The sequence below is a fragment of the Pseudomonadota bacterium genome, assembly GCA_016195085.1.
GTDB lineage: Bacteria > Pseudomonadota > Alphaproteobacteria > SHVZ01 > SHVZ01 > JACQAG01.
This window is the reverse complement of record JACQAG010000032.1, coordinates 1-22,584: the sequence shown is the minus strand read 5'-3', so window position 1 is coordinate 22,584 and position 22,584 is coordinate 1. Positions and strand designations below refer to the sequence as shown.

Annotated in this window: 21 protein-coding genes and 1 pseudogene; 4 read left to right on the top strand and 18 right to left on the bottom strand. The window is 65.4% G+C overall.

Translation table 11 applies throughout. The annotated features are described in order from the left end of the window. Positions 1 to 221: 221 nt before the first annotated feature. The 13 genes from HY058_10290 to HY058_10230 form a co-directional block, all read right to left on the bottom strand. Positions 222 to 368 carry a hypothetical protein gene (locus HY058_10290; GenBank protein MBI3497677.1) on the bottom strand — a complete coding sequence of 49 codons (147 nt, stop codon included), beginning with the start codon at positions 366 to 368 and terminating at the stop codon, positions 222 to 224. 8 nt (positions 369 to 376) lie between these two features. Next, complete coding sequence (gene nirK / locus HY058_10285; protein ID MBI3497676.1) at positions 377 to 2,176, bottom strand: nitrite reductase, copper-containing; 1,800 nt, start codon at positions 2,174 to 2,176, stop codon at positions 377 to 379. A 65-nt stretch (positions 2,177 to 2,241) separates the two neighbouring features. Continuing rightward, the gene (locus HY058_10280; protein MBI3497675.1) at positions 2,242 to 3,465 is read right to left on the bottom strand and encodes an NnrS family protein; all 1,224 of its coding nucleotides are present in this window, start codon (positions 3,463 to 3,465) and stop codon (positions 2,242 to 2,244) included. 429 nt (positions 3,466 to 3,894) lie between these two features. Next, positions 3,895 to 4,566: an amino acid ABC transporter permease gene (locus HY058_10275; GenBank protein ID MBI3497674.1), complete on the bottom strand. Its 672-nt coding sequence runs from the start codon at positions 4,564 to 4,566 to the stop codon at positions 3,895 to 3,897. Then, positions 4,550 to 5,287: an amino acid ABC transporter permease gene (locus tag HY058_10270; protein ID MBI3497673.1), complete on the bottom strand. Its 738-nt coding sequence runs from the start codon at positions 5,285 to 5,287 to the stop codon at positions 4,550 to 4,552. The genes HY058_10275 and HY058_10270 overlap by 17 nt, the downstream gene beginning before the upstream one ends. 74 nt (positions 5,288 to 5,361) lie before the next feature. After that, complete coding sequence (locus HY058_10265) at positions 5,362 to 6,309, bottom strand: amino acid ABC transporter substrate-binding protein (protein ID MBI3497672.1); 948 nt, start codon at positions 6,307 to 6,309, stop codon at positions 5,362 to 5,364. 68 nt (positions 6,310 to 6,377) lie between these two features. Beyond that, positions 6,378 to 7,355, bottom strand: a complete 978-nt coding sequence (locus HY058_10260) for an amino acid ABC transporter ATP-binding protein (protein MBI3497671.1) — start codon at positions 7,353 to 7,355, stop codon at positions 6,378 to 6,380. Then, the gene (locus HY058_10255; protein MBI3497670.1) at positions 7,249 to 8,499 is read right to left on the bottom strand and encodes an FAD-binding oxidoreductase; all 1,251 of its coding nucleotides are present in this window, start codon (positions 8,497 to 8,499) and stop codon (positions 7,249 to 7,251) included. The genes HY058_10260 and HY058_10255 overlap by 107 nt, the downstream gene beginning before the upstream one ends. Before the next feature lie 21 nt (positions 8,500 to 8,520). Next, positions 8,521 to 9,996: an amidase gene (locus HY058_10250; protein MBI3497669.1), complete on the bottom strand. Its 1,476-nt coding sequence runs from the start codon at positions 9,994 to 9,996 to the stop codon at positions 8,521 to 8,523. Between the two features lie 71 nt (positions 9,997 to 10,067). Continuing rightward, the gene (locus tag HY058_10245) at positions 10,068 to 11,108 is read right to left on the bottom strand and encodes a pyridoxal-phosphate dependent enzyme (protein MBI3497668.1); all 1,041 of its coding nucleotides are present in this window, start codon (positions 11,106 to 11,108) and stop codon (positions 10,068 to 10,070) included. Positions 11,109 to 11,197: 89 nt separating this feature from the next. Further along, on the bottom strand, positions 11,198 to 12,808 hold the full coding sequence (locus HY058_10240; protein MBI3497667.1) for a heparinase II/III family protein: 1,611 nt from the start codon (positions 12,806 to 12,808) through the stop codon (positions 11,198 to 11,200). A 22-nt stretch (positions 12,809 to 12,830) separates the two neighbouring features. Then, entirely contained in the window at positions 12,831 to 13,493 is a 663-nt protein-coding gene (locus tag HY058_10235) for a ribulose-phosphate 3-epimerase (protein MBI3497666.1), read from the bottom strand. Between the two features lie 47 nt (positions 13,494 to 13,540). Next, a complete protein-coding gene (locus HY058_10230) occupies positions 13,541 to 14,875 on the bottom strand; it encodes a methyltransferase domain-containing protein (GenBank protein MBI3497665.1) in 1,335 nt (444 codons plus the stop codon). A gap of 203 nt (positions 14,876 to 15,078) precedes the next feature. On the opposite strand from HY058_10230, the gene HY058_10225 reads away from it, so the two are divergent. Beyond that, positions 15,079 to 15,297: a DUF1674 domain-containing protein gene (locus HY058_10225; GenBank protein ID MBI3497664.1), complete on the top strand. Its 219-nt coding sequence runs from the start codon at positions 15,079 to 15,081 to the stop codon at positions 15,295 to 15,297. A 241-nt stretch (positions 15,298 to 15,538) separates the two neighbouring features. Here the strand turns inward: HY058_10225 and HY058_10220 are convergent, their stop codons facing one another. The 3 genes from HY058_10220 to HY058_10210 form a co-directional block, all read right to left on the bottom strand. After that, positions 15,539 to 16,060 carry a translation initiation factor IF-3 gene (locus HY058_10220; GenBank protein MBI3497663.1) on the bottom strand — a complete coding sequence of 174 codons (522 nt, stop codon included), beginning with the start codon at positions 16,058 to 16,060 and terminating at the stop codon, positions 15,539 to 15,541. Positions 16,061 to 16,117: 57 nt separating this feature from the next. Next, the gene (gene thrS / locus HY058_10215; GenBank protein ID MBI3497662.1) at positions 16,118 to 18,049 is read right to left on the bottom strand and encodes a threonine--tRNA ligase; all 1,932 of its coding nucleotides are present in this window, start codon (positions 18,047 to 18,049) and stop codon (positions 16,118 to 16,120) included. A gap of 341 nt (positions 18,050 to 18,390) precedes the next feature. Further along, complete coding sequence (locus tag HY058_10210) at positions 18,391 to 18,633, bottom strand: hypothetical protein (protein ID MBI3497661.1); 243 nt, start codon at positions 18,631 to 18,633, stop codon at positions 18,391 to 18,393. A 191-nt stretch (positions 18,634 to 18,824) separates the two neighbouring features. Between HY058_10210 and HY058_10205 the strand changes: the two are divergent. Together HY058_10205 and HY058_10200 are read left to right on the top strand one after the other, a co-directional pair. Beyond that, a pseudogene (locus HY058_10205) lies at positions 18,825 to 19,105 on the top strand (BrnT family toxin). Beyond that, positions 19,062 to 19,340 (top strand): BrnA antitoxin family protein, encoded by a 279-nt coding sequence (locus HY058_10200; protein ID MBI3497660.1) that lies wholly within the window; start codon positions 19,062 to 19,064, stop codon positions 19,338 to 19,340. Before HY058_10205 ends, HY058_10200 begins: the two are co-directional and overlap by 44 nt. On the opposite strand, the gene HY058_10195 is transcribed toward HY058_10200, so the two are convergent. Together HY058_10195 and HY058_10190 are read right to left on the bottom strand one after the other, a co-directional pair. After that, positions 19,337 to 20,320: a glycosyltransferase family 9 protein gene (locus tag HY058_10195; GenBank protein ID MBI3497659.1), complete on the bottom strand. Its 984-nt coding sequence runs from the start codon at positions 20,318 to 20,320 to the stop codon at positions 19,337 to 19,339. The two genes, HY058_10200 and HY058_10195, sit on opposite strands and share 4 nt — an antisense overlap. Before the next feature lie 73 nt (positions 20,321 to 20,393). Next, positions 20,394 to 21,584, bottom strand: a complete 1,191-nt coding sequence (locus HY058_10190) for a glycosyltransferase family 4 protein (GenBank protein ID MBI3497658.1) — start codon at positions 21,582 to 21,584, stop codon at positions 20,394 to 20,396. 30 nt (positions 21,585 to 21,614) lie between these two features. Here HY058_10190 and HY058_10185 point away from each other — a divergent pair, with 30 nt between their 5' ends. Further along, entirely contained in the window at positions 21,615 to 22,367 is a 753-nt protein-coding gene (locus HY058_10185) for an alpha/beta hydrolase (GenBank protein ID MBI3497657.1), read from the top strand. Positions 22,368 to 22,584 lie beyond the last annotated feature (217 nt).

Here is a 22,584-nt window from a genome sequence, read left to right as displayed (position 1 = left end):
CTCAAATCCCCATAGCTCGAACCCGCCGCACCGTCGCACCCTTTCCTGCCCGCGGTTTCCTCCCCTGAGGCTTATCAGACGCCTGCCCTCAGAACCCGCCGCACTCTCCGTGCCGGGCAGGCATCTGATAACCCTTAACAATCGCGTCGATCTGCGATCTTTCTTCACCCGTCCGCTTGATACGCAAGGGCGGACAAACCGACAGGCTCTATTGCACGGGCCTAGTCCTTCTTGCCCTCGCGCCTTATCGCCCATTTGACCTGGGCGTTGCCGTTCTCGCACACGCCGGCGATGGCGACGTGCTGGGTGCGGCGCATCTCGCCGACCTGGCCCCGATAGACGCTGTCGCCGAGGCGCCACGGCTTCATCCGCCCCGTCAGTGTCCTCCCGCGGTTGCCGGAGAGCCGGCTTCGAAGATGGCTTTGTCGGCCGGCCCCTCGACCATGAGGAACCCGGCGAGCCCGCGCTCCAGCCGCGACAACGCGTGGTCGACGAGAATGTAGCGGCCGGGATAGTCGAGCTTGAACTCGACCGCCGTGGCGCCGCCGGGCGCCACCGTCACGGTCTGGACATCCTTGATCGCCGGGCTGGTGAAGCTGCCATAGGGGTAGACCTTGTCGAAGATCTCGCCGATGACGTGGAAGGACGAGGTGAGATTGGGCCCGCCGACGCCGAAGAAGATGCGGACCGTCTCGCCGACCTTGGCGTGCAACGGGTGCGCGGCGGTCAGCGCACCGACGGCGCCGTTGAAGACCAGATATTCCGGCCGCTCGTCCAAGAGCTTGCGGACGCTGAACTCCTGGCTGCCCTTCTGGCCGAAGGCACCCTCGGTGTAGATTTCGCCCTGCATGACGTAAAACTCGTGATCGACCTTGGGCAGCCCGCCTTCCGGCTCGATCAGGATCAATCCGTACATGCCGTTGGCGATGTGATGGGCGACCATCGGCGTTGCGCAGTGATAGACGTAGAGGCCGGGCTGCAGCGTCTTGAACTTGATCCACTTGGAATCGCCGGGATCGACCTGGAGCACCGCCGCACCGCCGCCGGGACCGGTGGTGGCGTGGAAATCGACGGAGTGGATCATCGCCGAGTCGTGGTCGTTCTTCAGAGTGACCTCGATGGTGTCGCCGACCCGAGCCCGGATGAACGGACCCGGCACGGCGCGGTTGAAGGTCCAGTAGGTGAAGGTGGTGCCATCGGCGAGCTGACCCTCGAGCTCGACCGTCTCCAGCTCGACCTTCAACGCCGTCGGCCCGCGCGCAGCGATCGCGCCCGGCAGGTCGGTCGGATCGCGCGCGATGCTCTGTCCGACGATCGGCGCCGGCTCACGCTTCTCGTTCACCATCAGCTTGCCGGCCATGCCGGAGAGCTGATGGCCCGGGGTCGAGCAATAATAGTCGAAGGTGCCCGCCTTGGTGACGTTGAAGGCGATGCTGGTGCTGGCGCCCCGCCCGACGACCCGCGGCGACTTGCCGTTCTGATCGGGGAAGACGATGTCGTGCTCGGCGCCCTCGCCGTTGATGACGGTGATCAGGACGGAGTCGCCGACCGAGGCTTTGAGGTCGGGATTGACCAGGCCGTCGATGTCGCCGCCGACGCCGAGAAAGACCATGCGGCCTTCGGCGATGCCGGAGCGCAATGTGTACTTGATCTCGCCGCCATAGACGCCGCCGGCCTGAGCGGGAGCGGCTGGGGCCGCAGCCGCCGGCGCCGAAGCGCCGGCAGCCGGAGCCGGAGCTTGCGCCGTCTGGGCGCCGGCCGGAACCAGCGAGCGGATATAGGCGATGACGTCGGCCCGGTCCTTCTCCGCGCTCAGCCCGGCGAACACCATCTTGTTGCCGGCGATGAACTCGCGCGGCCTGGCAAGATATTGATCGAGCGTCTTCTCGTCCCAGGCGACACCCGCATCGCGCATGCCCTTGGAGTAGTCGAAGCCCGGAAGCGCTCCGGACTTGCGCCCGAGCACCCCGTAGAGGCTGGGTCCGACCTTCTTGGCATTCGGCTCGACGGCATGGCAGGCGCCGCATTTGCGGAACACCTCGCGGCCATGGGCCACGTCTTGGGCATCGGCCGGCGACGCGGCATCGAGGAAGGCCGTGAGGCCAAGAACGGCAGACAGCATCGGCAGGAGCGCTGGACGCATCATCTTGAAAATTCCTTCTTCTTTATCCGGCATCCCGCATCGCCGCGACCGGCGACGATCGCCTCTCGCAAAGATTCGCCAGCCGGCATGGATGCGGCTCACGGACGACCGCGCATCAAGAGGAGTGGGCTATAGGCGAAGAGGAACGCCGCGAAGCCAAGGATCCAGGCGATCCCGGCGGCTCCGATGAGCGCGCCGTCGTACGGCCCGATCAAGGCGCCGGCGGCGACACGGAGGACAGCCGCCAGCGTCACCAGCCCATAGGCGGCAACGGTCGTCCGGCTCGCCACCACCGGGCGACCGCTGTGGCCAAGAGCGGCGCGCGACATCACCGCCACGGTCATCGTGCCGATGGTGCCCGCGGTCAGCGCATGGATGGCTGCCGTCTCAGGTATGAGACCGCCTAGCAACGCCGCCGCCTTGAGTCCAAGGCCGGCAACCAGCCAGGCATATCCCAAATGCAACGCCCACAGGATCGGCTGGCGCAGCGTTTCCAGGCTCCGCCAGCCGATCATGCGCCAGGCATGCAATAGAGCTGCTCCGGCTGCGAGGCCACCGACGACGATATCCGGCGCGCTAGCTGCCTCGGCGAGGACGAGAGCGAGAAGAACCGCCACAGCCGCGCGATCGCGCCAAGATTCGTCGCGAACAAGCTTGTCCTCGGCTTGGCTCTTCAACCAGTTCGCCGTGAAGGATGGGACAATGCGTCCACCGACGACGGCAATGAGCAGGGTGAAGAGGCCGAGGCCGATACGAAGACTCCAGGCGGCATCGCCCCAATCCGATCCGAGCGCGACCAGCTGGTAGCGGAGGTCGACCAGGGTCATGAGGGCGAGGGCGATCAGGAACACGCCGTTCCGCCGCGCATTGGAGCGAAGGATGGCGGGTGCCACCAGAAGCCCGAGCAGCGGCAGAAAAGCCAGATCCAGCGTGGCGGCAATCGATACTGGAACCAGCTCAGGGACCCACGCCGAGCCGCGAGCCGCAACCCAGACGGCAACGAGGAGGGCAAGACGACCGCCGGCCACCGGGGCCGCACCGGTCCAATTCGGCACCGCCGTCAGCAGAAACCCGGCAAGAACGGCCGTGGCATAGCCGAACAGCATCTCGTGCCCGTGCCAATAGGGCGACGGCACCGGCAACGCCATAGCGACGTGCCCCTGCCACAGCGGCACCCAGACCGCCATCGCCGCAACGGCATAGAGCGGCGCCAACAGGAAGAACGACCGGAATCCCGCCGAGAATACCGCCATCCGCGATATCTCATCCGACATCTGGCCGACATCGATGCCGGTCACGGGGCAGACGAAACGGCTGGCCAAGGCTGTCTCCAATCGCAAGATCGGCATGCGCGCCAAGGCGCCGAGCGCGATGCCTTCGTGCGCGAGCGGTTGCGCGGGTGCGTTCCTGCTGCTTAGGGATGCGGTGTCTGGAATTTTCGCTGCATAGGCGGCCACGCGACGATCGGGCCGAAATCGGCCCCGTGTGTCATGAGTAGCGATGGTGTCGCCGAGGAGGCTGACGTGTCCTTGATCCAGATCAAGTGAGCCGGCGCCGGCACGGCCTGACACATTCGATGCAGCAGCAGTCGCTGAACGCGATCAGGCGGGCTTAGTCCTTCTTGCTGTCGCGCCCGATCGCCCATTTGACCTGGGCGTTGCGGTTCTCGGTCGCCCCGATGATGGCGACGTGCTGGGTGCGGCGCATCTCGCCGCCGTGGCCCACTCTATTCGAAGCGCGCCATCGACTGCTTAGGCGGCTGCACCGATGCCGGTTATTCGCTTCGCAGTCCGCCGCTCCAGTCCTCTGACGAGATGGCTGAGGGCATAGCAGATTACAAAAAACATGATGGCCAAGCCGCCATAGAGCTGGATCGGTCGCTGCTCGCGCGCGTTCAGAATTGTCGCCACCTGGGCTACGTCGGGTACGCCGATGATGCTCGCAATCGTCGAGTCCTGAAAAGCAATGATGCTTTGCGTCAACAGCGACGGAAGCATTCTCCGCAATGCCTGCGGCAGGATGATCAGCTGCGTCACCAGACGAGATGTCAGGCCCGTGGCCAAGCCCGCGCGCCGCTGGCTCATTGGGATCGACTGGATGCCCGTTCGCACGATCTCGGTAAAATATGCAACCTCAAACGCAGTTAGAGCAATCAACGCCGCCCGCTCGGCGCTGCTCGCCTGTCCCGTCAGCATCGGACCGGTATAATAAGCCCAAAACAGGATCATCAAGAGCGGACTGCTGCGCAGCACGTTCACGTATATCGTCACCGGATAATAGAGCAGCGGATTAGTGGAGAGTCGGGCGACTGCAAAAGTCGAGGCAATTGGCAATGCAATCAAGATTGCGATGCATGTCAATTTCACATTCAACAATAGAAGCGCGAGGATCAGCGCTCCGAGGTTGTCAACGAGCACTGACATGCGGATCCGTACCCTCGCGCCGTAGCAAGCCGGGAACCCGAACGCAATGCTCGATGATCGCCATCGACCCGGCAACCGCCCATGCACAGGTGAGATAGACCATCGTTCCGAGCGTATTCGCCTCGATCCAATGAAAGGTCTGCAATCCAAGATTCTGGGTTAGGTATGATGTCTCGGCGACACCGACCGTCATGGCGATCGACGAACTTTTAAAGATGGTCACGAACTCAGTTGTAAGGTTTGGCACAATGACGCGCAGAAGCAGCGGCATGATGACGAAGCGCTGTGCTTTCCACCACGTGAGTCCGGTCGAGAGGGCGGCGGATTTCACCTGGTGCTCTACCGCATTGGCTCCGGCGCGAACGTGTTCAGCAATCTTGGCCGAGCTGTAGAGCGAGAGCGTCAAGATGGCGCTCCCCATTTCCCAGCCAAGGTCGAAAAGCTCGCGACGCAGTTCCATGGGCAAGAGTCTGGGCAGCACGTAATACGCAAAAAACAGCTGCACCAGGAGGGGAATGTTGCGGAAGACCTCCACATGCGCCGTGGCCAACATTCGCATCGGGCGATGCGGTGAGGCGCGCAGGATGCCAATGATCGTGCCGAGGAAGAGTGCGATTACCCAGGAGACGAGCGAAAGCTCGATGGTCGTCAGAATTGCGCTCGCGACCCAATCGCCATAGGGCGCGCGCCAGAGCACGGACCAGTCAAATTCTATCTGCATCCAAATGACCCCGGATATGCCGGGCCGAGAGGCCAGCGATTACTCCCTAGGCCTCCCGTCCCGTCCAAGAGAGCCTACTGCTCCGGCCAGGAGTTGAATATTTCCAGGGTTCGAAGAGCGTCCGTCATGGGCAGGGGTGCGTCGCTCTTCGGTCCGAAATAGGTGTCATAGAGCTTGCCCCACTCGCCGGACGCAAAGAGGTTGACGAGGGTGAGATCGACCACGCGCTTGAACTTCGGACTGTCCGGACGGATGGGAAACGCCTGCAGGAAGCTGTCGACGTTGGCGTCGAAGACACGCCACTTCGCCGGCTGGGTCGATTTGCTGCGAAGTCCGTAGCCAATCGGTCCTTCCACGGCATAGGCCTCGATCGATCCGGTTTCGAGCGCGGTGAAGGCTTGGGGATGATCGGGGAAGCCGACAATCGTGCACGCCGGCTTGATACGGCCGCTTTGATTGAGACCCCGGAACAACGGATCGCTCACGCCACCCAGCGGGATGCCGACGCGCTTGCCGCCAAGATCTTCAACCTTGTGGATTGGGCCATCCGTGGCGACAAGCAGGGCGGTCGCGGTCACGAAATGCGCGACCGGGAACTCGACGACCGTGCGGCGGGCCCGTGTCACCGTCGTGGCACCGGCCTCCATGTCGATGGTGCCATTTTGCAGGAGCGGAATCCTGGTCTGGCTGGTAACCGGTATGTAATTGAGCTTTATCGGGACACCGAGCTCTTTTTGCAGATTGGCGTGCACCGCCCGCGCCATGTCGGTCGCAAAGCCGACATAGGTGCCGGCCTTGTCCTTGAATCCGTAAGGAGGCGTTGCCTCGCGAGCGCCGAGATTGAATGCGCCGGTCCGCTTGATGCGTTCGTATGTGTCCTCGGCGCCGGCCTGCGCCAGGGCCTGATGCGACAAGATCAGAGATCCCGCACCCAGGCCCGCAGCAAGGGTCAGGAGCTGCCGCCTATCGACGGCACCGGTCGATTCTATGGCTTGCAAATCAGCAATTTTACGTTCCGTCATGTCATGCCTCCCTCTGCTCGCCATGTCTCTTCCACTCGCAATCGAGGCAGCCAGGACGATCCGCTACCTCATCCCAGTATTCGCTCGAGGAAACGCGCCGTTCGAGGATTGCTCGGATTGTCGAAGAACTCCGCGCTGCCGCCGCGGTCGACGATCTTTCCACCTTCCATGAACAGGATACGATTTGCCACCTTCCGGGCAAAACGCATTTCGTGTGTGACGATCAGCATGGTCATGTGATCGCGAGCCAAGTCGCGGATGATATCGAGCACTTCGCCGATCATCTCCGGATCGAGCGCCGAGGTCGGCTCATCGAACATCATGACTGCCGGCTCGAGAGCGAGCGCGCGGCAGATCGCGACCCGCTGTTGTTGACCGCCAGACAATTCAGCAGGGTATTTGAGCGCCTGCTCCAAGATTCCGAACCGATCGAGCAAGGCTTCCGCCTTGTCCTGCGCCTGCCGACGGGACCAGCCCAACACCCGGATCGGAGCGAGCATCACATTCTTGAGGCAAGTCATATGCGGATATAGATCGAATTGCTGGAACACCATGCCGATTCGCGAGCGAAGCCGAGGCAGGTCGGTACACCCTCGTACGCTGGTTCCAGCAACGACGATGTCGCCTTCTTGAAATCTCTCAAGCCCATTGGTGCACCGCAGGAGCGAACTCTTTCCCGATCCGCTCGGCCCGCAAACGACCACCACATCGCCCTTAACGATGCGCTCATTGATTTGCTCGAGCGCCTGAAAGGTCCCGTAGCGAAGCCCAACATCCTGGTATTCGATGACAACGTCTGGCACGCGATAGCTCTCGCCAACATCGGAGGGTGGGAGGCGGTCAGGGACGATCGTATTCCCAATACGAAAACCCGCACAAGTCGCCGTCCCAATCGCGAGACTTAGCGCCCGGAACCGTCGCCGAGCGTGATGGTTCTGCCTAAAATCGACCGGCTCGGAAGGGCTCGATCGGAATGCTAGGTACCTTGCCGCCCACCAACTCGCCGATGATCTTGCCGGTCGTGGGGGCGGCAGCCATCCCAACATGGCCGTGGCCGAAGGCGTAAAACACGTCAGGGGATCGTCTGGCGGGCCCGATGACCGGCAGCGAGTCGGGAGTGCTCGGCCGGTGCCCCATCCAGCGGGAAAGGCTCTCCTCGGCATGGCTGCCCGCGAGGCTAGGCAGCATGCGGCGTCCGCGCTCGAGCAGAATGTCGGCCCGGCGCCAGTTGGGCGGCGCGGTCAACCCCGCAAGCTCTACGATTCCAGCAAACCGCAAGCCTGTCTCCATCGGGGTCGCAACGAGCTTCGCATCGACATCCGCCAAGGGGATGCGCGGCATGATCTCGGGGTTCCGGAGCACGATGTGGTAGCCGCGTTCAGTCTCGAGCGGGATCCGATCGCCGAGTGCTGCGGCCAGAGGCTTTGAATGAACCCCTGCTGCTACCACGGCAATCTCCGCAGCGATCGATCCGTCCGTCGTCCGAACGGCGCGGAGCTGCGCGCCGTCAAATTCAAAGTCAAGCACGCGGCTGCGAATAATCGTGCCGCCACCGCGCTGAAAGGCTTCGGCAAGTCTTGAAACCAAACGATGCGGATTGCTGGTGTGTCCATTCTCTCGCACGAAAATTCCACGGACATAGTCGTGAGAAAGAGTCGGCTCGAGTTGGCGAATCTCGTCCGCGTTCAGATCGTCCCATTTAACGCCGTGACGCCGGCGCAAGTCCCATGCCGCTCGGTCATTCGTGAATGCGTCTTTAGAACGTGAGACGAATAGAGCGCCCCGCCGATGGACGAGATCTTGTGCGTCCGCGGCCTTGACCAGCGGTTCGAGGCAGTCGAGGCAGGGCCCCAACAGATCGCGAAGAGCACGCGCCTGGGATTCCACGCGCTCAGGCGTTCCTGCCCGAATAAAGCGGATGAGCCAGGGGAGAAGAGACGGTAGGTAAGTCCACCGAATGGCAAGCGGTCCGAGCGGATCTGATAGCCATTTAGGCACATTTCGAACGATACCCGGCATCGACATCGGCACAACCGAAGACGGATTCAATCCTCCGGCATTGCCGAATGAGGCCCCTTCACCCGGTCCGTTAGGGTCGACGACCGCGACCGTGTGGCCATCTCGCTGCAAGAAGCTGGCAGCGACAATGCCCACCATTCCAGCCCCGATGACAACGACCTTCTTGCTCATCTGGCTCTCGACCTCGTAGGTTCACGCCATCGTCACATGCACGCCGGGCCGGCGTCCGCCGTTCCACTTGCCGTCGAGCGCGCGCTCGATCTGGGCGGCGAGTTGCAGCAGGAGACCGTCATTGGCCTGGCGGGAGAGCGCGTGGATGCCGAGCGGCAAGCCGTTGTCGTGCGCGGCCATCGGTAGCGAGATCGCCGGGATCCCGCAGAGATTGCCGAGCGGTGTATAGGCGTACATGCCCCAGAGTTTGGCGAACCAGTCGAGCGGCGTGTCCGTCGCGTTGAGCGTAATGTAGTCGAGCGTGCCCAGCCGATGCGTGGTCAGCGTCGAGATCGGCGTCAGCAGGATGTCCCAGTCCTCGAAGAAGATGCCGAAGCCGCGCGAGGTCTGGTTGAAAGTCGCCTGCATCTCGGCACGCGCTGAATAGCGCATGTCGATGCCTGCCTCCCAGATCCTTACGTTCATCGGCTCGATCCACTCGACGCTCGGCCGCGCATGGCCGCGCAGCTTGGTCAGGCGCTCGAGATTCATCGCAATGTTGGTGATGTAGCAGGCAGTCTGCGCCGCATAGGCGGCACGAAAGTCGATCGCTGGCGTCCGCCACTCGACCCGATGGCCGAGCCCCTCGAGGAAACGGCCGGCACGCTCGAGCTCGCCCGCGATGTGCGGCGTCGCCCGATAGTCGCCCCACTCGTGCGAGAGCGCGATCTTCAGCTTCCGTGGGTCCCGCCGGATGAGGTCCTGATAGGGCTGATCCGGCGTCCAGTACGACATGAACTCGCCGGGCGCGCCGCCCCGGCACGCATCGAAGAAGGCGGCGGTGTCCCGGACCGTGCGTGAATGGCAGCCCTGCACGGAGACGACGGCCATCAGGTCCGATCCCTCCGGCGCCGCCGAGAAGACGCCGCGCGAGGGCTTGAGGCCGATGGTGCCGTTGATGCCGGCGGGAATGCGGATCGAGCCCCCGCCGTCACTTGCATGCGAGAGCGGGATGACGCCGGCGGCGATGGCGGCACCGGTGCCTGCCGACGAACCCCCGGTCGTGTAGGCGCGATCCCAGGGGTTGCGAGAGACGTAGACCTTCTCGTTCTCAACCGAGCCACAGACGCCGAACTCGGGCGTCGTCGTGCGCCCCATGATGTTGAGGCCGGCCTGGCGGATCCTGGTGGTGAGGAAGCTGTCGGCGGTCGCGACGTTGCCTTGCATGAGCCGGGCACCCATCTCCTGCTTGCGGCCCTTCAGCGTCGGCCCGAGATCCTTCATCAGATACGGGACACCGGCGAAAATACCGTCAGGCCGCATGCCGTCCTTCAGCGGATCGGCAACGACATCCTCGAAGACCTCGACCACCGCGCCGATCGCCGGATTGACTTTGGCGATTCCGGCAGCCACCTGCTCAGCGAGGTCGCGCGGCGTGACCTCCTTGCGCCGCACCAACTCCGCCAGCCCGAGCGCGTCGTAGCTCATCCACGCATCCCAGCTCATCACGGTCTTCATGTTGACCCACTTCCTGGCTGCATCAGATGGATTCCTGGCGGACATGGCGCGCGGCCGCGCGCTCGATCATCTCAACCGGCTGACGAGCCGATTATCTCGCAGAATATCTTCAGATCGACATTGCCCCCGGAGACGATCGCGACGATCGGCCCTTGGCCGGCTTTTCCGGTCAATGCGGCGGCCACCGACAGAGCGCCAGCCCCCTCGGCAATGATGCGCGCCTTTTCCGCCATCAGCCGCATGGCCTTCTTCGTCTCGTCCAGGCTAACCACGATGTAGCCGTCCACTACAGGCTTCATTCGATCCCACATGCGTGGGAAGAGGCTTTTGCCGCCGGCGCCGTCCACAAACGAAGGCTTCCAGTCCTTGAACACTTGCGGCGATCCCATGGCAAACGACAGCGCGGCGGGAGCGGCCGTCTCCGGTTCAGCGCCCCAAACCTTGATCCCTGGGTTAAGTGCGTTTAGCGCGCTGCCGACGCCGGTGATGAGCCCGCCGCCGCCAACGCTGGCAATGACGGCCACGGTGTCGGGTGCATCTTCGAGAATCTCGAGACCCATCGTCGCATGACCGGTGATGAAATTGTGATCGTCGAAGGGGTGTACGAACGTCCCTTCGACTTCGGGAAACGAACGTTCCTCAAGGGCCTTCCAGACTACGTCGTATGGCACCGGGATGAGTTTTGCGCCGAGCGCCCGCATCCGCTCGATCTTCGATTCCGGCGCCGTCGCGATCACCACGACCGTGCACGGCACGCCCGCCTGTCTTGCCGCATAAGCGACGCCTTGTCCGGCATTTCCGGCGCTGATCGTCCACACGCCCTGCTTGCGCTCTGACTCCGACAGCAATGCCACTGCGTTGGCGGCACCCCGCAGTTTGTAGGCGTTGATCGGTTGCAGATTCTCCAGCTTGAGGCGGATGTCGGGGTAGTCTGGCCCCAGTTCAAGGCGGACCAATGGTGTGCGCACGATGGTCTTAGCTATTCGATTGCGTGCTTCCCGTATATCGGCCAATTCTATCGGGCGCACAGCTTCGAGGGTCGTGGGCATTGTAAGCTTCTTTCTAACCGCGATTCCCCGGATGACGACCGATTTGGCGTCGATGGTAGCCATTTTCTGAATTGGTCGGGAGCCCGGATTCTAGGAGTGGTCGGCTCCCGCATTCCAGGCATCGCACGCGAGGCCTTTTGCGCGTGATTTCTCTACGCCGGCGCGTCCTTTTTGCTGTCGCGCCTGATCGCCCATTTGACCTGGGCGTTGCCGTTCGCGCACACCCCGGTGATGGCGACGTGCCGGCTGCGGCGCATCTCGCCGACCTGGCCCAGATAGACGCTGTCGCCGAGGCTGAGGCGCCCGCCCTGGGCCCTGAGCCGAAAGCCGAGGCCGGAGGGCAGGCGCAGCAAAGCCGCGACGCCGTTCTGGGCGAGGCTCACCTGCACCTTCGGATGCAAGTGAAAGCGGATGGCGAATTGGTGGCTGCCGGCGCCGGTCAGCACGTCCTCGCCGCGCACATCCTCGCCATCGGCCGACAGATAGAGACGGCGGCGGTGGATCACCGCGAAGCGTTCGGCATAGCCGTTGTGGCTGGCATCCAGCCAGACCTGGCCGTCGGTTTCCTCGCGGTTCACGGTGACCTCGTCGGGCGCGCGGCCGAGGGAACCGTCCGGCGCGATCGCGCTGGAGTTGGTGTCGTCGATGGTCAAGGTCGAATGCGCGGCGGTGGAGCGCTGGGCGGCCTGCCATTCGATCTCGTGATGGCCGGCGCCGCCCAAATTCACCACCAGACGCTCGCGGGCGATCGAAAGCTCGAAGGCCAAGGTGCCGGCATGGGCCCTGCCCTCGAGGGCAACCGGCCCGGCGGCGTCGACGAGCAGCACCGTGCGTCCGGCCGCCAGGCGCTGGAAGCCCATGTCGGGTGCGGCCACGGCCAGCCGCGGCCGCGATTCCGATTGGGCGATGACGGTTTCGAGGAACCCGATCTCGCCTTCGTTGGCACCGTTGAACAGGGCCAAGGTGCCGTCGGCGTAGCGGAGATAGCGCAGCATCGCCGCCATCGCCTCGATGGCACTGGTGAGCGCTTCGGGAATCGGCTGCTGTGCGGTCCGGAGCGCTTGGCGGATGTCGATGAGATCGGCCACGACCCGGAGATGCACCTGGGGGCTGCGCGAGGCGTGACCGCCATCCGTCAGCACCTGCGCCCTGAGGGCGGAAGCCAGGCGATCCAGCGCCGGCTTGAGGTGCCGCCGTTCGCCGGCAAGCGCCAGCGCGCCGAGGATGAGGCCGCGGCAAGCCGAGATGCTGGCGGCACCCGGCCTCGCATCGTCGGCCACCCGGGCCAAGTGGCGGAGCTGGCGGGTGAGCGCCAGCGCGAGGCGATCCTTGAACTCATCCTCGGCGCTGGCGGCGAAGAAGTCGTAGTAGCCGAGCCAGGCGGCGATGCGGCGGCCCAGCACATCGGCGCGCCAGGCGAGCGGGTGCCAGACGCCATGGGCATCGAGGAAGCGGTTGACCAGCTCGCGCGCGCCGCGGCGTCCTGGATCGCCGCCGAGCTCGCGCAGATCGGCCAGCCAATCGAAGCCGTCGAGCTCGGCCAGCCAAGCGGAGGACGGCACATCGGCGTCGGGCCATCCCGGGCCGGCGAGGGGCACGCTGCGGCCGCCCAAGGTGATCTCGCCTTGCGCGATTCCGCGCCCGCGGGTCGGATTGCCGGGCCAGGCGACGGACAGCGGAACCGACAATGTGACCGTGCCGCGGGGCTGCAAGAGCCAGCGGTAGGGGGCGGAGCGATACACCAATTGCTTGAGACGGCCCATGATGCTCAAAGAGGCAGGCGCCTCATCCCCCGCCGCGGAGCCGCTCGATGTTGCGCTGGTACTCAGGCGGGCCGCCGGAGAACACCGCGGTGCCGGCGACCAGCACGGTGGCGCCGGCGGCGACCACTTGGCGGGCAGTCTCCGGTGTGATGCCGCCATCGACCTCGAGCTCGATCGGCCGCCCCGAGGCCTCGATCATTGCTTTCAGGCGCCGGATCTTCTCCACCTGCTGAGCGATGAAGCTCTGGCCGCCGAAGCCGGGATTGACCGTCATCGCCAGCACCAGATCGACCTCGCCCAGGAGATAGTGGATCGCTTCGGGCGGAGTCGACGGGTTGAGCGAGACGCCGGCGCGTTTGCCCAAGGCCCTGATCGTCTGCAGGCTGCGATGGGTGTGCGGACCGGCCTCGACATGCACGGTGATGATGTCGGCCCCGGCATCGGCGAAGGCGCCCAGCAGCGGATCGACCGGCGCGATCATGAGGTGCACGTCCAAGGGCTTCTTGGTGTGCGCCCGGAGCGCTCTCACCACGCCCGGACCGATGGTGAGATTGGGGACGAAATGGCCATCCATGACGTCGACATGCACATAGTCGGCGCCGGCCTTGTCGATCGCGCGGACCTCCTCGCCGAGCCGCGCAAAATCGGCCGAAAGGATCGAAGGCGCGATGAGGGGACGGGCAATTTGAGGCACGGATCGCTGTTTACAGCCTCGCCGCGGCCGGGGCAACGTTAACCAATAAACCGCAAACGCGCGGCATAGAAACCGTCGATGCCGCCGAGATCCGGCCAGTGACAGGGGAGCGTTCGGAGCTCGCCCGCTTGGGTGAGGAACTGGCTCTGGCCATCGACCTCGCCGGCCTCGATCGGCACCCGTTCAAGCCGGCGTCCGCCGGAGAGGAGCCGGGCGATGCGGGACGGTCCTTCCTCCGGCTGGAGCGAGCAGACCGAGTAAAGGAGTATGCCACCCGGCTTCAGGAAGCCGCTGGCAGCATCCAGCAGGCGGTCCTGCAGCGCCGTCAGGCTCGCCAGATCCTCGGGGCGCTTCAGCCAGGTCAAGTCGGGATGGCGACGGATCGTCCCGGTGGCGCTGCAGGGCGCATCGAGCAGCACCGCATCGAGCTTGGCCGGCGGCGTCCATTGGCTCGCATCGGCACGGATGAGCGTGGCCTCGAGGCCGAGCCGCTTCAAATTCTCGGCGACCCGCTCGAGCCGCTGCGGCGAGCGATCGACCGCCGTAACCGCGGCGCCGGCAAGGGCGAGCTGCGCGGTCTTGCCGCCCGGTGCCGCGCAGAGATCGGCCACGCGCTTTCCCGCGACTTGGCCCAGCAGGCGCGCCGGCAGGCTGGCGGCGGCATCCTGCACCCACCAAGCGCCCTCCTCATAGCCGGCAAGCTGGGTGACGAGGCCGCCGCCGGTGAGCCTGATGCCGCCGGTCGGCAGGATCCGGCCGCCCAGGCGTTCGGCCCATTCCCGGGCGGCCGCTTTCACTATGAGGTCGAGCGGCGGCTCCGCCTGATGCTGGAGCGCCATCGCCTCGGCGGTCCGTTCGCCGTAGCTGGCGCACCAGGAATCCCACAGCCATTTCGGCGTGTTGAGCGCGGCGGCGTGTTGCTCGGCGATAAGGGAAGGCGCCTCGCGGACAAGGCGCCTCAGCACCGCATTGACCAATCCCTTGAAACGCTCGGGCGCGAGGCCGACTGCGGTCTCGACGGCGGCGTGGGGTGCCGTGCCCAGAAAGGCGAGCTGTGCCACCGCCAGGCGCAGCACCTGGCGGACCGGACCCGCCTCCTTCGGCAAGGGATGGCTGAGGCAATGATCGATGAGCGCATCGATCTGTCCCAAGCGCCTCAGCACGGTGGTAGCGATCAACCTGGCAAAGGCGCGGTCGCGCGCCTCCAAGCCGGCGCTTGCCGGTGCGCCGGTGAGCGCCCCGTCGAGCGGCCTTGCCCGGTCCAGCACCTCGATGAGGAGGGAAAGCGCTGCCGCCCGCGCCGCCTGCCCCGCAGGATTGGGTCCGGCCTCCTCTCGCGTGACGTGTTGCTTGCTGCTTCGCGCTCGGCCGATACCCGTCACGGATCAGCCCCAGGGTCCGCGTCGCCCGGTCCCGGGCGCGGTCAAGCCCGCAAGCAGCAGCGCGGTTCGGAAATTGGCGGCCATGGGGATACGGACATTGGATTAGCTCGCAAGTCGGAGCGCCCCATAGTTGGCGCGCTAATGCGTCTAGTTCAAGTCTTGGCGGGCTCTTCCGAGGGCGCCATAGTGGCGCCATGGCCGGACCTGAAAAGCGCTTCCGCGAGGTTCCCCTCGGCAAGCCATCCGTTGCGCGCGCCGTGCCCGGCGAGCGCCCGGCTCCCCTTCCGGCGGACAAGAGCGCCAACCCGCCGCCAAAGGTCCCCGCGCAAAAGGACGAGGTCGGCGGACCGACCGGTCCCGAGCCCACCCGCTATGGCGACTGGGAGAAGGACGGCCGCTGCACGGATTTCTAGATAGTAGGACCCTCACCCCAGCCCTCTCCCGCGGTGCGGGAGAGGGAGACAGGGAGCAACGCCTACAGCCCCTCTCCCGTATCACGGGGTCGGGACGGTTGGAGACGGGTCCTCCCGTCTCCAACGCCGCGCCGGAAGGATCCGGCGCGGCCGTCCCCGACGGTGCCGAGCGTGAGCGAGGCGGGTGAGGGTCTTCGGCGGCGAGTGTAAATGAGTCAGCCAGCGCGATCGCACCGACGCCTCACTTCGGCGTCAGCACCATCACCATCTGGCGGCCTTCCATGCGGGGCAGCTGCTCCACCTTGGCCATCTCCTCGAGCTCGGTGCGCACGCGCACCAGCACCTCCATCCCCAGCTCCTGGTGGGCGAGCTCGCGGCCGCGAAAGCGCATGGTGACCTTCACCTTGTCGCCCTCTTCGAGGAAGCGCCGCATCGCCCGCATCTTCACATTGTAGTCGTTGTCGTCGATGCCGGGGCGGAGCTTGATCTCCTTGACGTCGATGATCTTCTGCTTTTTGCGCGCTTCGCTCTTTTTCTTCTGCGCCTCGTATTTGAATTTGCCGTAGTCGAGGATCTTGCAGACGGGTGGATCGGCCTGGGGGGCGATCTCGACCAAGTCGAGCCCGGCGGCGACAGCGGCCTCCAGGGCTTCATTGACGGTCACGACACCGATCATCTCGCCATCGGCACCGATCAAGCGCAGCTTGAGGGCGCGGATCTCTTCGTTGACGCGGGGCCCGTCGCGGCTCGGCGTAACGTCCAAAGGGGGTCGAGGGATGTATGTCCTCCTATTTGCGGTTTAACGGTTTGTAGGCTGCCGTCATGGCGATGCGTGCATCGAGGGAACGGCGGCTTCCTGTTTCAGTCTAAGTACGGCGGCATCGAGCGCAAGCACTTCTTGGGCATCGCCGCCCAAACGGCGGAGCGCGACCGTGTGCTCCGCCGCCTCGCGTTTGCCGACGACCAGCATCACCGGCACCTTGGCGTGGCTGTGCTCACGCACCTTGTAGCCGATCTTCTCGTTGCGCGTGTCGACCTCAACGCGGAGCCCGGCGGCGCGCGCCGCCTTCGCCACCGCTTCGGCATAGACATCGGCGTCCGAGGTGATGGTGGCCACAACAGCTTGTACCGGTGCCAGCCAGATCGGGAATTTGCCGGCGTAGTGCTCGATCAGGATGCCGATGAAACGCTCGAATGAGCCGAGGATGGCGCGATGCAGCATCACCGGCCGGTGCTTGGCGCCATCCTCGCCGATGTAAGAGGCATCGAGCCGCTCGGGCTGCACGAAATCCACCTGCAAGGTGCCGCATTGCCAATCCCGGCCGATGGCATCGCGTAGGATGAATTCCAGCTTTGGCCCGTAGAAGGCGCCCTCGCCCGGATTCATCTCATAGGGGAACTTCGCCGCCTCGATCGCTTCCTTGAGTGCGGCTTCGGCCTTGTCCCAGATCTCGTCCGAGCCGGCGCGCACCGCCGGCCGGTCGGAGAACTTCACATGAATGTCGGTGAAGCCGAGATCGGCATAGACGCTCTGCAGGAGCGCGCAGAACCGCGTGCCCTCGGCGGTGATCTGATCTTCGGTGCAGAAGATGTGCCCGTCGTCCTGCGTGAAGGCGCGGACCCGCATGATGCCATGCAAGGCGCCGGACGGCTCGTTGCGATGGCAGGAGCCGAACTCGCCCAGGCGCAAGGGGAGATCGCGGTAGCTCTTCAAGCCTTGCTTGAAGATCTGCACCGCGCCCGGGCAGTTCATCGGCTTCAGCGCCAGCACGCGCTCGTCCTGGGATTCCGCAATGAACATGTTCTCGCGGAATTTCTCCCAATGGCCCGAGGCTTCCCACAGCGCGCGGTCCAAGAGCTGCGGCGTCTTCACCTCGAGATAATCGGCCAGCTCCAGGCGCTGACGCATGTAGCGTTCGAGGATGCGATAGAGCGTCCAGCCCTTGGGATGCCAGAACACGCTGCCGGCCGCTTCTTCCTGCTGATGAAAGAGATTCATCTCGCGGCCGAGCCGGCGGTGATCGCGCTTCTCGGCCTCCTCGATCTGCGTGAGATAAGCCTTGAGCTGCTCGGGACTGGCCCAGGCCGTGCCGTAGACCCGCTGCAGCTGCGCGTTCCTGGCATCGCCCCGCCAATAGGCGCCGGCGAGCTTCGTCAGCTTGAAGGCATGTCCCAGCTTCGCCGTCGAAGGCAGGTGCGGGCCCGTGCACAGATCGATGAACTTGCCCTGGCTGTAGATGGTGATGGGCTCGCCGGCGGGGATCGTGGCGACGTGCTCGGCCTTGAACTGCTCGCCGATCGACTCGAAGAAACGGACCGCCTGGTCGCGGTCCCAGACCTGGCGCGCGATCGGCTCGTCGCGGTCGACGATCTCGTGCATGCGCGCTTCCAGTTTCGCCAGATCGTCGGGCGTGAACGGTTCGTCGCGATGGAAATCATAGTAGAAGCCGTTCTCGACCGCCGGCCCGAAGGTCACCTGCACGTCATCGCCGTAGAGCTCCTTCGCCGCCTCCGCCAGCACGTGCGCGGCATCGTGGCGGATGAGCTCGAGCGCGTCGGCGTGCTTCGAGGTCACGATCTCGATGCGGGCGTCCTCCTCGAACCTGGTGGCAAGGTCGAGGACGCGGCCGTCCGACTTGACCGCGAGCGCGGCCTTGGCGAGGCCCGGGCCGATCGCTTTGGCGATCTCGGCGCCGGACACGGGTTCATCGAAGCGACGGACGCTGCCGTCGGGGAGCGTTATGGCGGGCATGGCGGGTTCAAGCCTTCAATGCATGGACCGGCGAGCCGAGGATAGGGCAGTCCTCACTCGAGCGCGGCCGGAACGGTCGGGCAGCGTTGCTCTTCAGGCCGAGCGGGCCGGGCTAGTTCGCGCCGTCCCCGTGGCCGGGCGCGCCAGAGCATGCGGGCGAGCGGAACCGCGAGCCGGCAAGGCGGCTCCGTCCTCGATCTCAACACGCAGGCTCAGCACCGACATGGACAGGCTCTCCGGCAGGCCCGCGAAGCGGGCAGCGCCCCTCATGGGGGCCAGGACAATACCCCGAGACCATCGATCCCGCAACCCAGAGAGACCCCGTTGGTTGGCGGGCCTCTCTAGGGAGAAGGCTTGTTCCCCAGGGCGTCGATGATCTTCTCGGTGCGCTGGTCGGCGCGCTTGGCATTGATCACGAGGACCGCATGCACGACCCCGATCAGCCACAGCAAGATCCCAGGAGCGAGGAACAGCAAGCCAATCCACGCGGCGACCCAGATCACCGCGTTCAGCAGGGCCTGCAGAGGTTTGCCGGCAAACAGCAGCGCCAAGGGCGAAATTAAGATCGCTAGAAGATACAGCATGGCACCCCCGGAGGCGGCATCGACACGGCCCGCCTTTACTAGAACACGGGACTCGGCCCCACGCCAAGACGCGGAAGGCGGGTCCGGTTCGGTCTGTTTCGGCGACGCAAGACGCCGACTCTCGGCAAGGTGTGGGCGCCGCTTCAATATTGTGCTGTTGCAGCCATGTACACAAATGTGTACCGTTAGGCATGGACTTCGAATGGGATGAGTCGAAGAGACAGCGGAACTTAGAGGACCATGGCGTCGATTTCAGAGATGCCGCACTCATCTTCGAAAACCCCGTGCTTGAAGCCGATGATGAGCGAGGTGCCTATGGTGAGACGCGCATCCGCGCCCTGGGCCGTGTCGAGGACGACTACTATCTCGTCGTCTATACGCGGCGCGGCGCTGGTGCCGCATCATCAGCGCTTGGAAGGTAGGGAGGGATGGCAAGGAAAGATACGAAGCGATACTCGCTTGCCGAACTTAAATCCATGCGGGCGGAGGGGAAAACGGCGACGCGCCGGGATGCGGCGGTGCGCGAAATCGACGAATCGTTCTGGCGCAATGCCCGGGTCGTCATGCCGGTCGCGAAGAAGTCGGTTCATCTTCGCGTCGATACTGATGTGCTCGATTGGTTTCGCAAGCAAGGCAAGGGTCACCTGAGCCGCATGAACGCGGTCTTGCGCTCCTATATGGCCGCGCACCGTAAGGAGCGCAGCTAGCGCGGCGCCGGCGGCGCATCGGGGCTCAGCAGGTCCGCCAGCGCCGTCCACACCTCATCGACGGTGAGCACCGACAGCTCCGGGCGGCGCAAGACGCCGACGCTGGGTCCCCGGGGCGCGCAGCGAGCAGGGTCGGAAGCGTTCGAGAAGAGCACGAGGGACGGGCAGCCGACCACGGCCGCGATATGCATGGGGCCGGTGTCATTGCCGATCGCCACGCGGGCTCGACGGGCAAGCCCGGCCACTTGCAAGAGGTCGGTTCTGCCCGCGAGGTTGCGGGTGCCGGATGCGCCCTGGGCGATCGTCTGGCAGAGGGCCGCCTCCCCGGCTCCGCCGATGAGCACCGGCGTCACCTCCGACTCGACGAGCCGGCGCGCCAGCGCGGCATAGCGCGCGACCGGCCAGCGCTTCTCCGGCCGATGCCGGGCCCCGCCCGGCACCAGCAGCACCATGTCCTCCGGCAGACGGAGGCCGGCGACGTCGCCGTCGAGCCAGGCGAGATCCGGCGGCGGCACGGCGGCGATGCCGGCGATCGCCAGCTGCTCGGCCTGGCGATCGATGGTGTGCATGCGGTCGCGCTCGGGATTGGCATGGGGGTGCGAGGCGCCCCTGGCGATGCCCGACCATTCCGGCCTCGGGCCCGGGCCCATCAGCTGGAAGTAGAGGCTGGAGCGGTTCGAGGTCTGCAGGTCATAGACGCGGTCGAACCGGGAGCGCCGCAGGCGCCGGCGGAGCCGCGCCCAAGCGGCGAGGCGCCAGGGGCGGGGACGATCGTCGATCCAAACCTCGTCCGCCCAGCCCGAGGCCTGGCCAAGCGGTGCTAAGCCGGGCGTGGTCATGAGGACGACATGCGCACCCTTGTGCTGCGTGCGGATGGCCGCCATCGGGCCCAGCGCCTGCACGAAGTCGCCGAGCGCGCCATGCTTGATCACCAGCACCCGGGCGATGGCGGAGGCCTGCCCAGAAACGGCGGTGCTCATCTTGATCACTGTGGGGGCTTGATCACTGTGGGAGCTTGATCACTGTGGCGTTCCGGTCAAACCGGCGCCCCGATCACGCCGCTTCCGCTTCGGCGGATTGCAAGACCTCGGCATAGACCTTGAGCGTGTCTCGGCACATCACTTCCTTGGAGAAGTTCTGGCGGGCATTGGCGATGGCGCGCTCGGAGAGGCTCCGTCGCGCATCGACGCCGAGGCCGAGCGCGGTCGCCAGCGCATGGGCGAGCCCGGAGGCATCGCGGGGCTTCACCAGCCAGCCGGTCTCGCCCGGCAGCAAGGTCTCCAGCGAACCGCCATGGTCGGTCGCCACCACCGGGCGGCCCATCGCCTGCGCCTCGGCGACGACGCGGCCGAAGGCTTCGGGCTCGGTCGAGGCGGAGACCACCACGTCGGCCAGCATGTAGGCAGCCGGCATGTCGCGGCATTCGCCGACCAGCCGGACCTGGCTCGCCAGGCCGCGGGCTTGGATCAACGCCTCGAGCTCGCGGCGGTAGGCGGCGCGTCCCTGCTCGGAGCCGGCGATGACGCAGACAAGATCGCTCCGCTGCAGCTCCGCCAATGCCTCGATCAGCACCGTCTGGCCCTTCCAGCGAGTGAGCCGGCCGGGAAGCAGCACCAACGGCACGCCATCCGGCAGCCGCCAGGTGCGTGACAAGGTCGAGATGCGCTCCGGCTTCACCTGCTCGGGCGCGAAGCTGAGGAAATCGACGCCCCGTGGAATGACCCGGATGCGCTTTGGATCGGTGCCGTAGGTCTCGGTCAGGTGGCGGGCGATGAAGCGCGAGATCGCGATCACCCGGTCGCCCCTGGTCATCACCGAGTTGTAGAGGCGCTTCAGCGGATTGCCGGCGCCGTAGGTGCCGTGGAAGGTGGTGATGAAGGGCCGCTGGGTGCGCTTGGCGGCAAAATAGGCGCTCCACGCCGGGGCGCGGCTGCGGGCATGCACGAGATCGACCTCGTGACGGAGGATGAGCTCGCTCAGCGCCTCGATGTTGGCCCGCATGCGCCAGGGATTCTTGCTGTCGACCGGCAGCGTCATATGGGTGGCGCCGGCCCGTTCCAGCTCGCGCACCATGGTGCCGCCGGAAGAGGCGACGATCGCCTGGCAGCCGGCGCGCATCAGCGCGTGGGCCACATCCACGGTGCCGCGCTCGACGCCGCCGGTGGTCAGGCTCGGCAGCACCTGCAATATGACTGCGGGGCGACCGTCGCTCAGCGAAGGAGTGCTAGAGTCCAATCTCGTCATCCACGATCCGCGTCGGGAGAAAATATCGGCATGGCCCTGCCACCTGCAATTCTAACACGACCGGATGGCTCGACCATCGCCTACGCCCGGCTTGAGGGAAAGGCGCCGGGCGTGCTGTTCCTCTCCGGCTTCCATTCCGATATGACCGGAATCAAAGCGACGCGGCTCGAAGCGCATTGCCGTCGACGCGGGCAGGCCTATCTCCGCTTCGACTATCTCGGCCACGGCCAATCCTCCGGCCGCTTCGAGGACGGCGGCATCGGCCGTTGGGCGGAAGATGCCATCGCCTGCATCGATCATTTGACGGACGGGGCGCAGGTGCTGGTCGGCTCCAGCATGGGCGGCTGGCTCATGCTGCTGGCAGCGCTCGCCCGGCCGGAGCGCGTCGACGGACTCCTCGGCATCGCCGCCGCGCCGGACTTCACCGAGGAGCTCCTCTGGCCGAGCCTGCCGGAAGCGGCGCGCGAGGCGATCGAAGCCGACGGGGTGTGGCAGCGTCCGTCTGCCTACGGTCCCGATCCCTATCCGATCACCAAGGGGCTCATCGAAGAGGGACGGCGGCATCTGTTGCTGGGCCGCACCCTGCCGCTCGCCTGTCCGGTGCGCCTCATCCATGGCATGGCCGATGCGGATGTGCCTTATGTCTATTCGCTCTGGCTCGCCGATGCGCTGGCGGCAAGCGACGTCGTCGTGAGCCTGGTCAAGGACGGCGAACACCGCCTGTCGCGCGAAGCGGACATCGAACGCATCTGCGGGACACTGGACGAACTCTTGGACCGCTGACGTCTAGTCTTATAGCGCGCCCCTCACCCCAACCCTCTCCCCAAGGGAGAGGGGGAACGAATGCTCGGCCGGTCGGACCCTCTCCCCCATTGGGGGAGAGATGCTATGGGGCGGGCGGCGAAGCGGTGCACCATTGTCGTCGCCAAAGACCTCAATGGAGCGCGTCCCATGCCGAAAGTAGACGACCTGAGCCATTGCCTCGCCGCCCTCGAGCAGG

Excerpts from the sequence above, each read along its gene's own strand:
- thrS (MBI3497662.1), bottom strand. The coding sequence starts at position 18,049 with ATGCCCGCCATAACGCTCCCCGACGGCAGCGTCCGTCGCTTCGATGAA.
- HY058_10250 (MBI3497669.1), bottom strand. The coding sequence starts at position 9,996 with ATGAAGACCGTGATGAGCTGGGATGCGTGGATGAGCTACGACGCGCTC.
- HY058_10210 (MBI3497661.1), bottom strand. The coding sequence starts at position 18,633 with ATGCTGTATCTTCTAGCGATCTTAATTTCGCCCTTGGCGCTGCTGTTT.
- HY058_10255 (MBI3497670.1), bottom strand. The coding sequence starts at position 8,499 with ATGAGCAAGAAGGTCGTTGTCATCGGGGCTGGAATGGTGGGCATTGTC.
- HY058_10200 (MBI3497660.1), top strand. The coding sequence starts at position 19,062 with ATGGCAAGGAAAGATACGAAGCGATACTCGCTTGCCGAACTTAAATCC.
- HY058_10185 (MBI3497657.1), top strand. The coding sequence starts at position 21,615 with ATGGCCCTGCCACCTGCAATTCTAACACGACCGGATGGCTCGACCATC.
- HY058_10225 (MBI3497664.1), top strand. The coding sequence starts at position 15,079 with ATGGCCGGACCTGAAAAGCGCTTCCGCGAGGTTCCCCTCGGCAAGCCA.
- HY058_10260 (MBI3497671.1), bottom strand. The coding sequence starts at position 7,355 with ATGTTGGGATGGCTGCCGCCCCCACGACCGGCAAGATCATCGGCGAGT.
- HY058_10245 (MBI3497668.1), bottom strand. The coding sequence starts at position 11,108 with ATGGCTACCATCGACGCCAAATCGGTCGTCATCCGGGGAATCGCGGTT.
- HY058_10195 (MBI3497659.1), bottom strand. The coding sequence starts at position 20,320 with ATGAGCACCGCCGTTTCTGGGCAGGCCTCCGCCATCGCCCGGGTGCTG.
- HY058_10290 (MBI3497677.1), bottom strand. The coding sequence starts at position 368 with ATGAAGCCGTGGCGCCTCGGCGACAGCGTCTATCGGGGCCAGGTCGGC.
- HY058_10275 (MBI3497674.1), bottom strand. The coding sequence starts at position 4,566 with ATGTCAGTGCTCGTTGACAACCTCGGAGCGCTGATCCTCGCGCTTCTA.
- HY058_10270 (MBI3497673.1), bottom strand. The coding sequence starts at position 5,287 with ATGCAGATAGAATTTGACTGGTCCGTGCTCTGGCGCGCGCCCTATGGC.
- HY058_10265 (MBI3497672.1), bottom strand. The coding sequence starts at position 6,309 with ATGACGGAACGTAAAATTGCTGATTTGCAAGCCATAGAATCGACCGGT.
- HY058_10190 (MBI3497658.1), bottom strand. The coding sequence starts at position 21,584 with ATGACGAGATTGGACTCTAGCACTCCTTCGCTGAGCGACGGTCGCCCC.
- HY058_10240 (MBI3497667.1), bottom strand. The coding sequence starts at position 12,808 with ATGGGCCGTCTCAAGCAATTGGTGTATCGCTCCGCCCCCTACCGCTGG.
- nirK (MBI3497676.1), bottom strand. The coding sequence starts at position 2,176 with ATGCCGGATAAAGAAGAAGGAATTTTCAAGATGATGCGTCCAGCGCTC.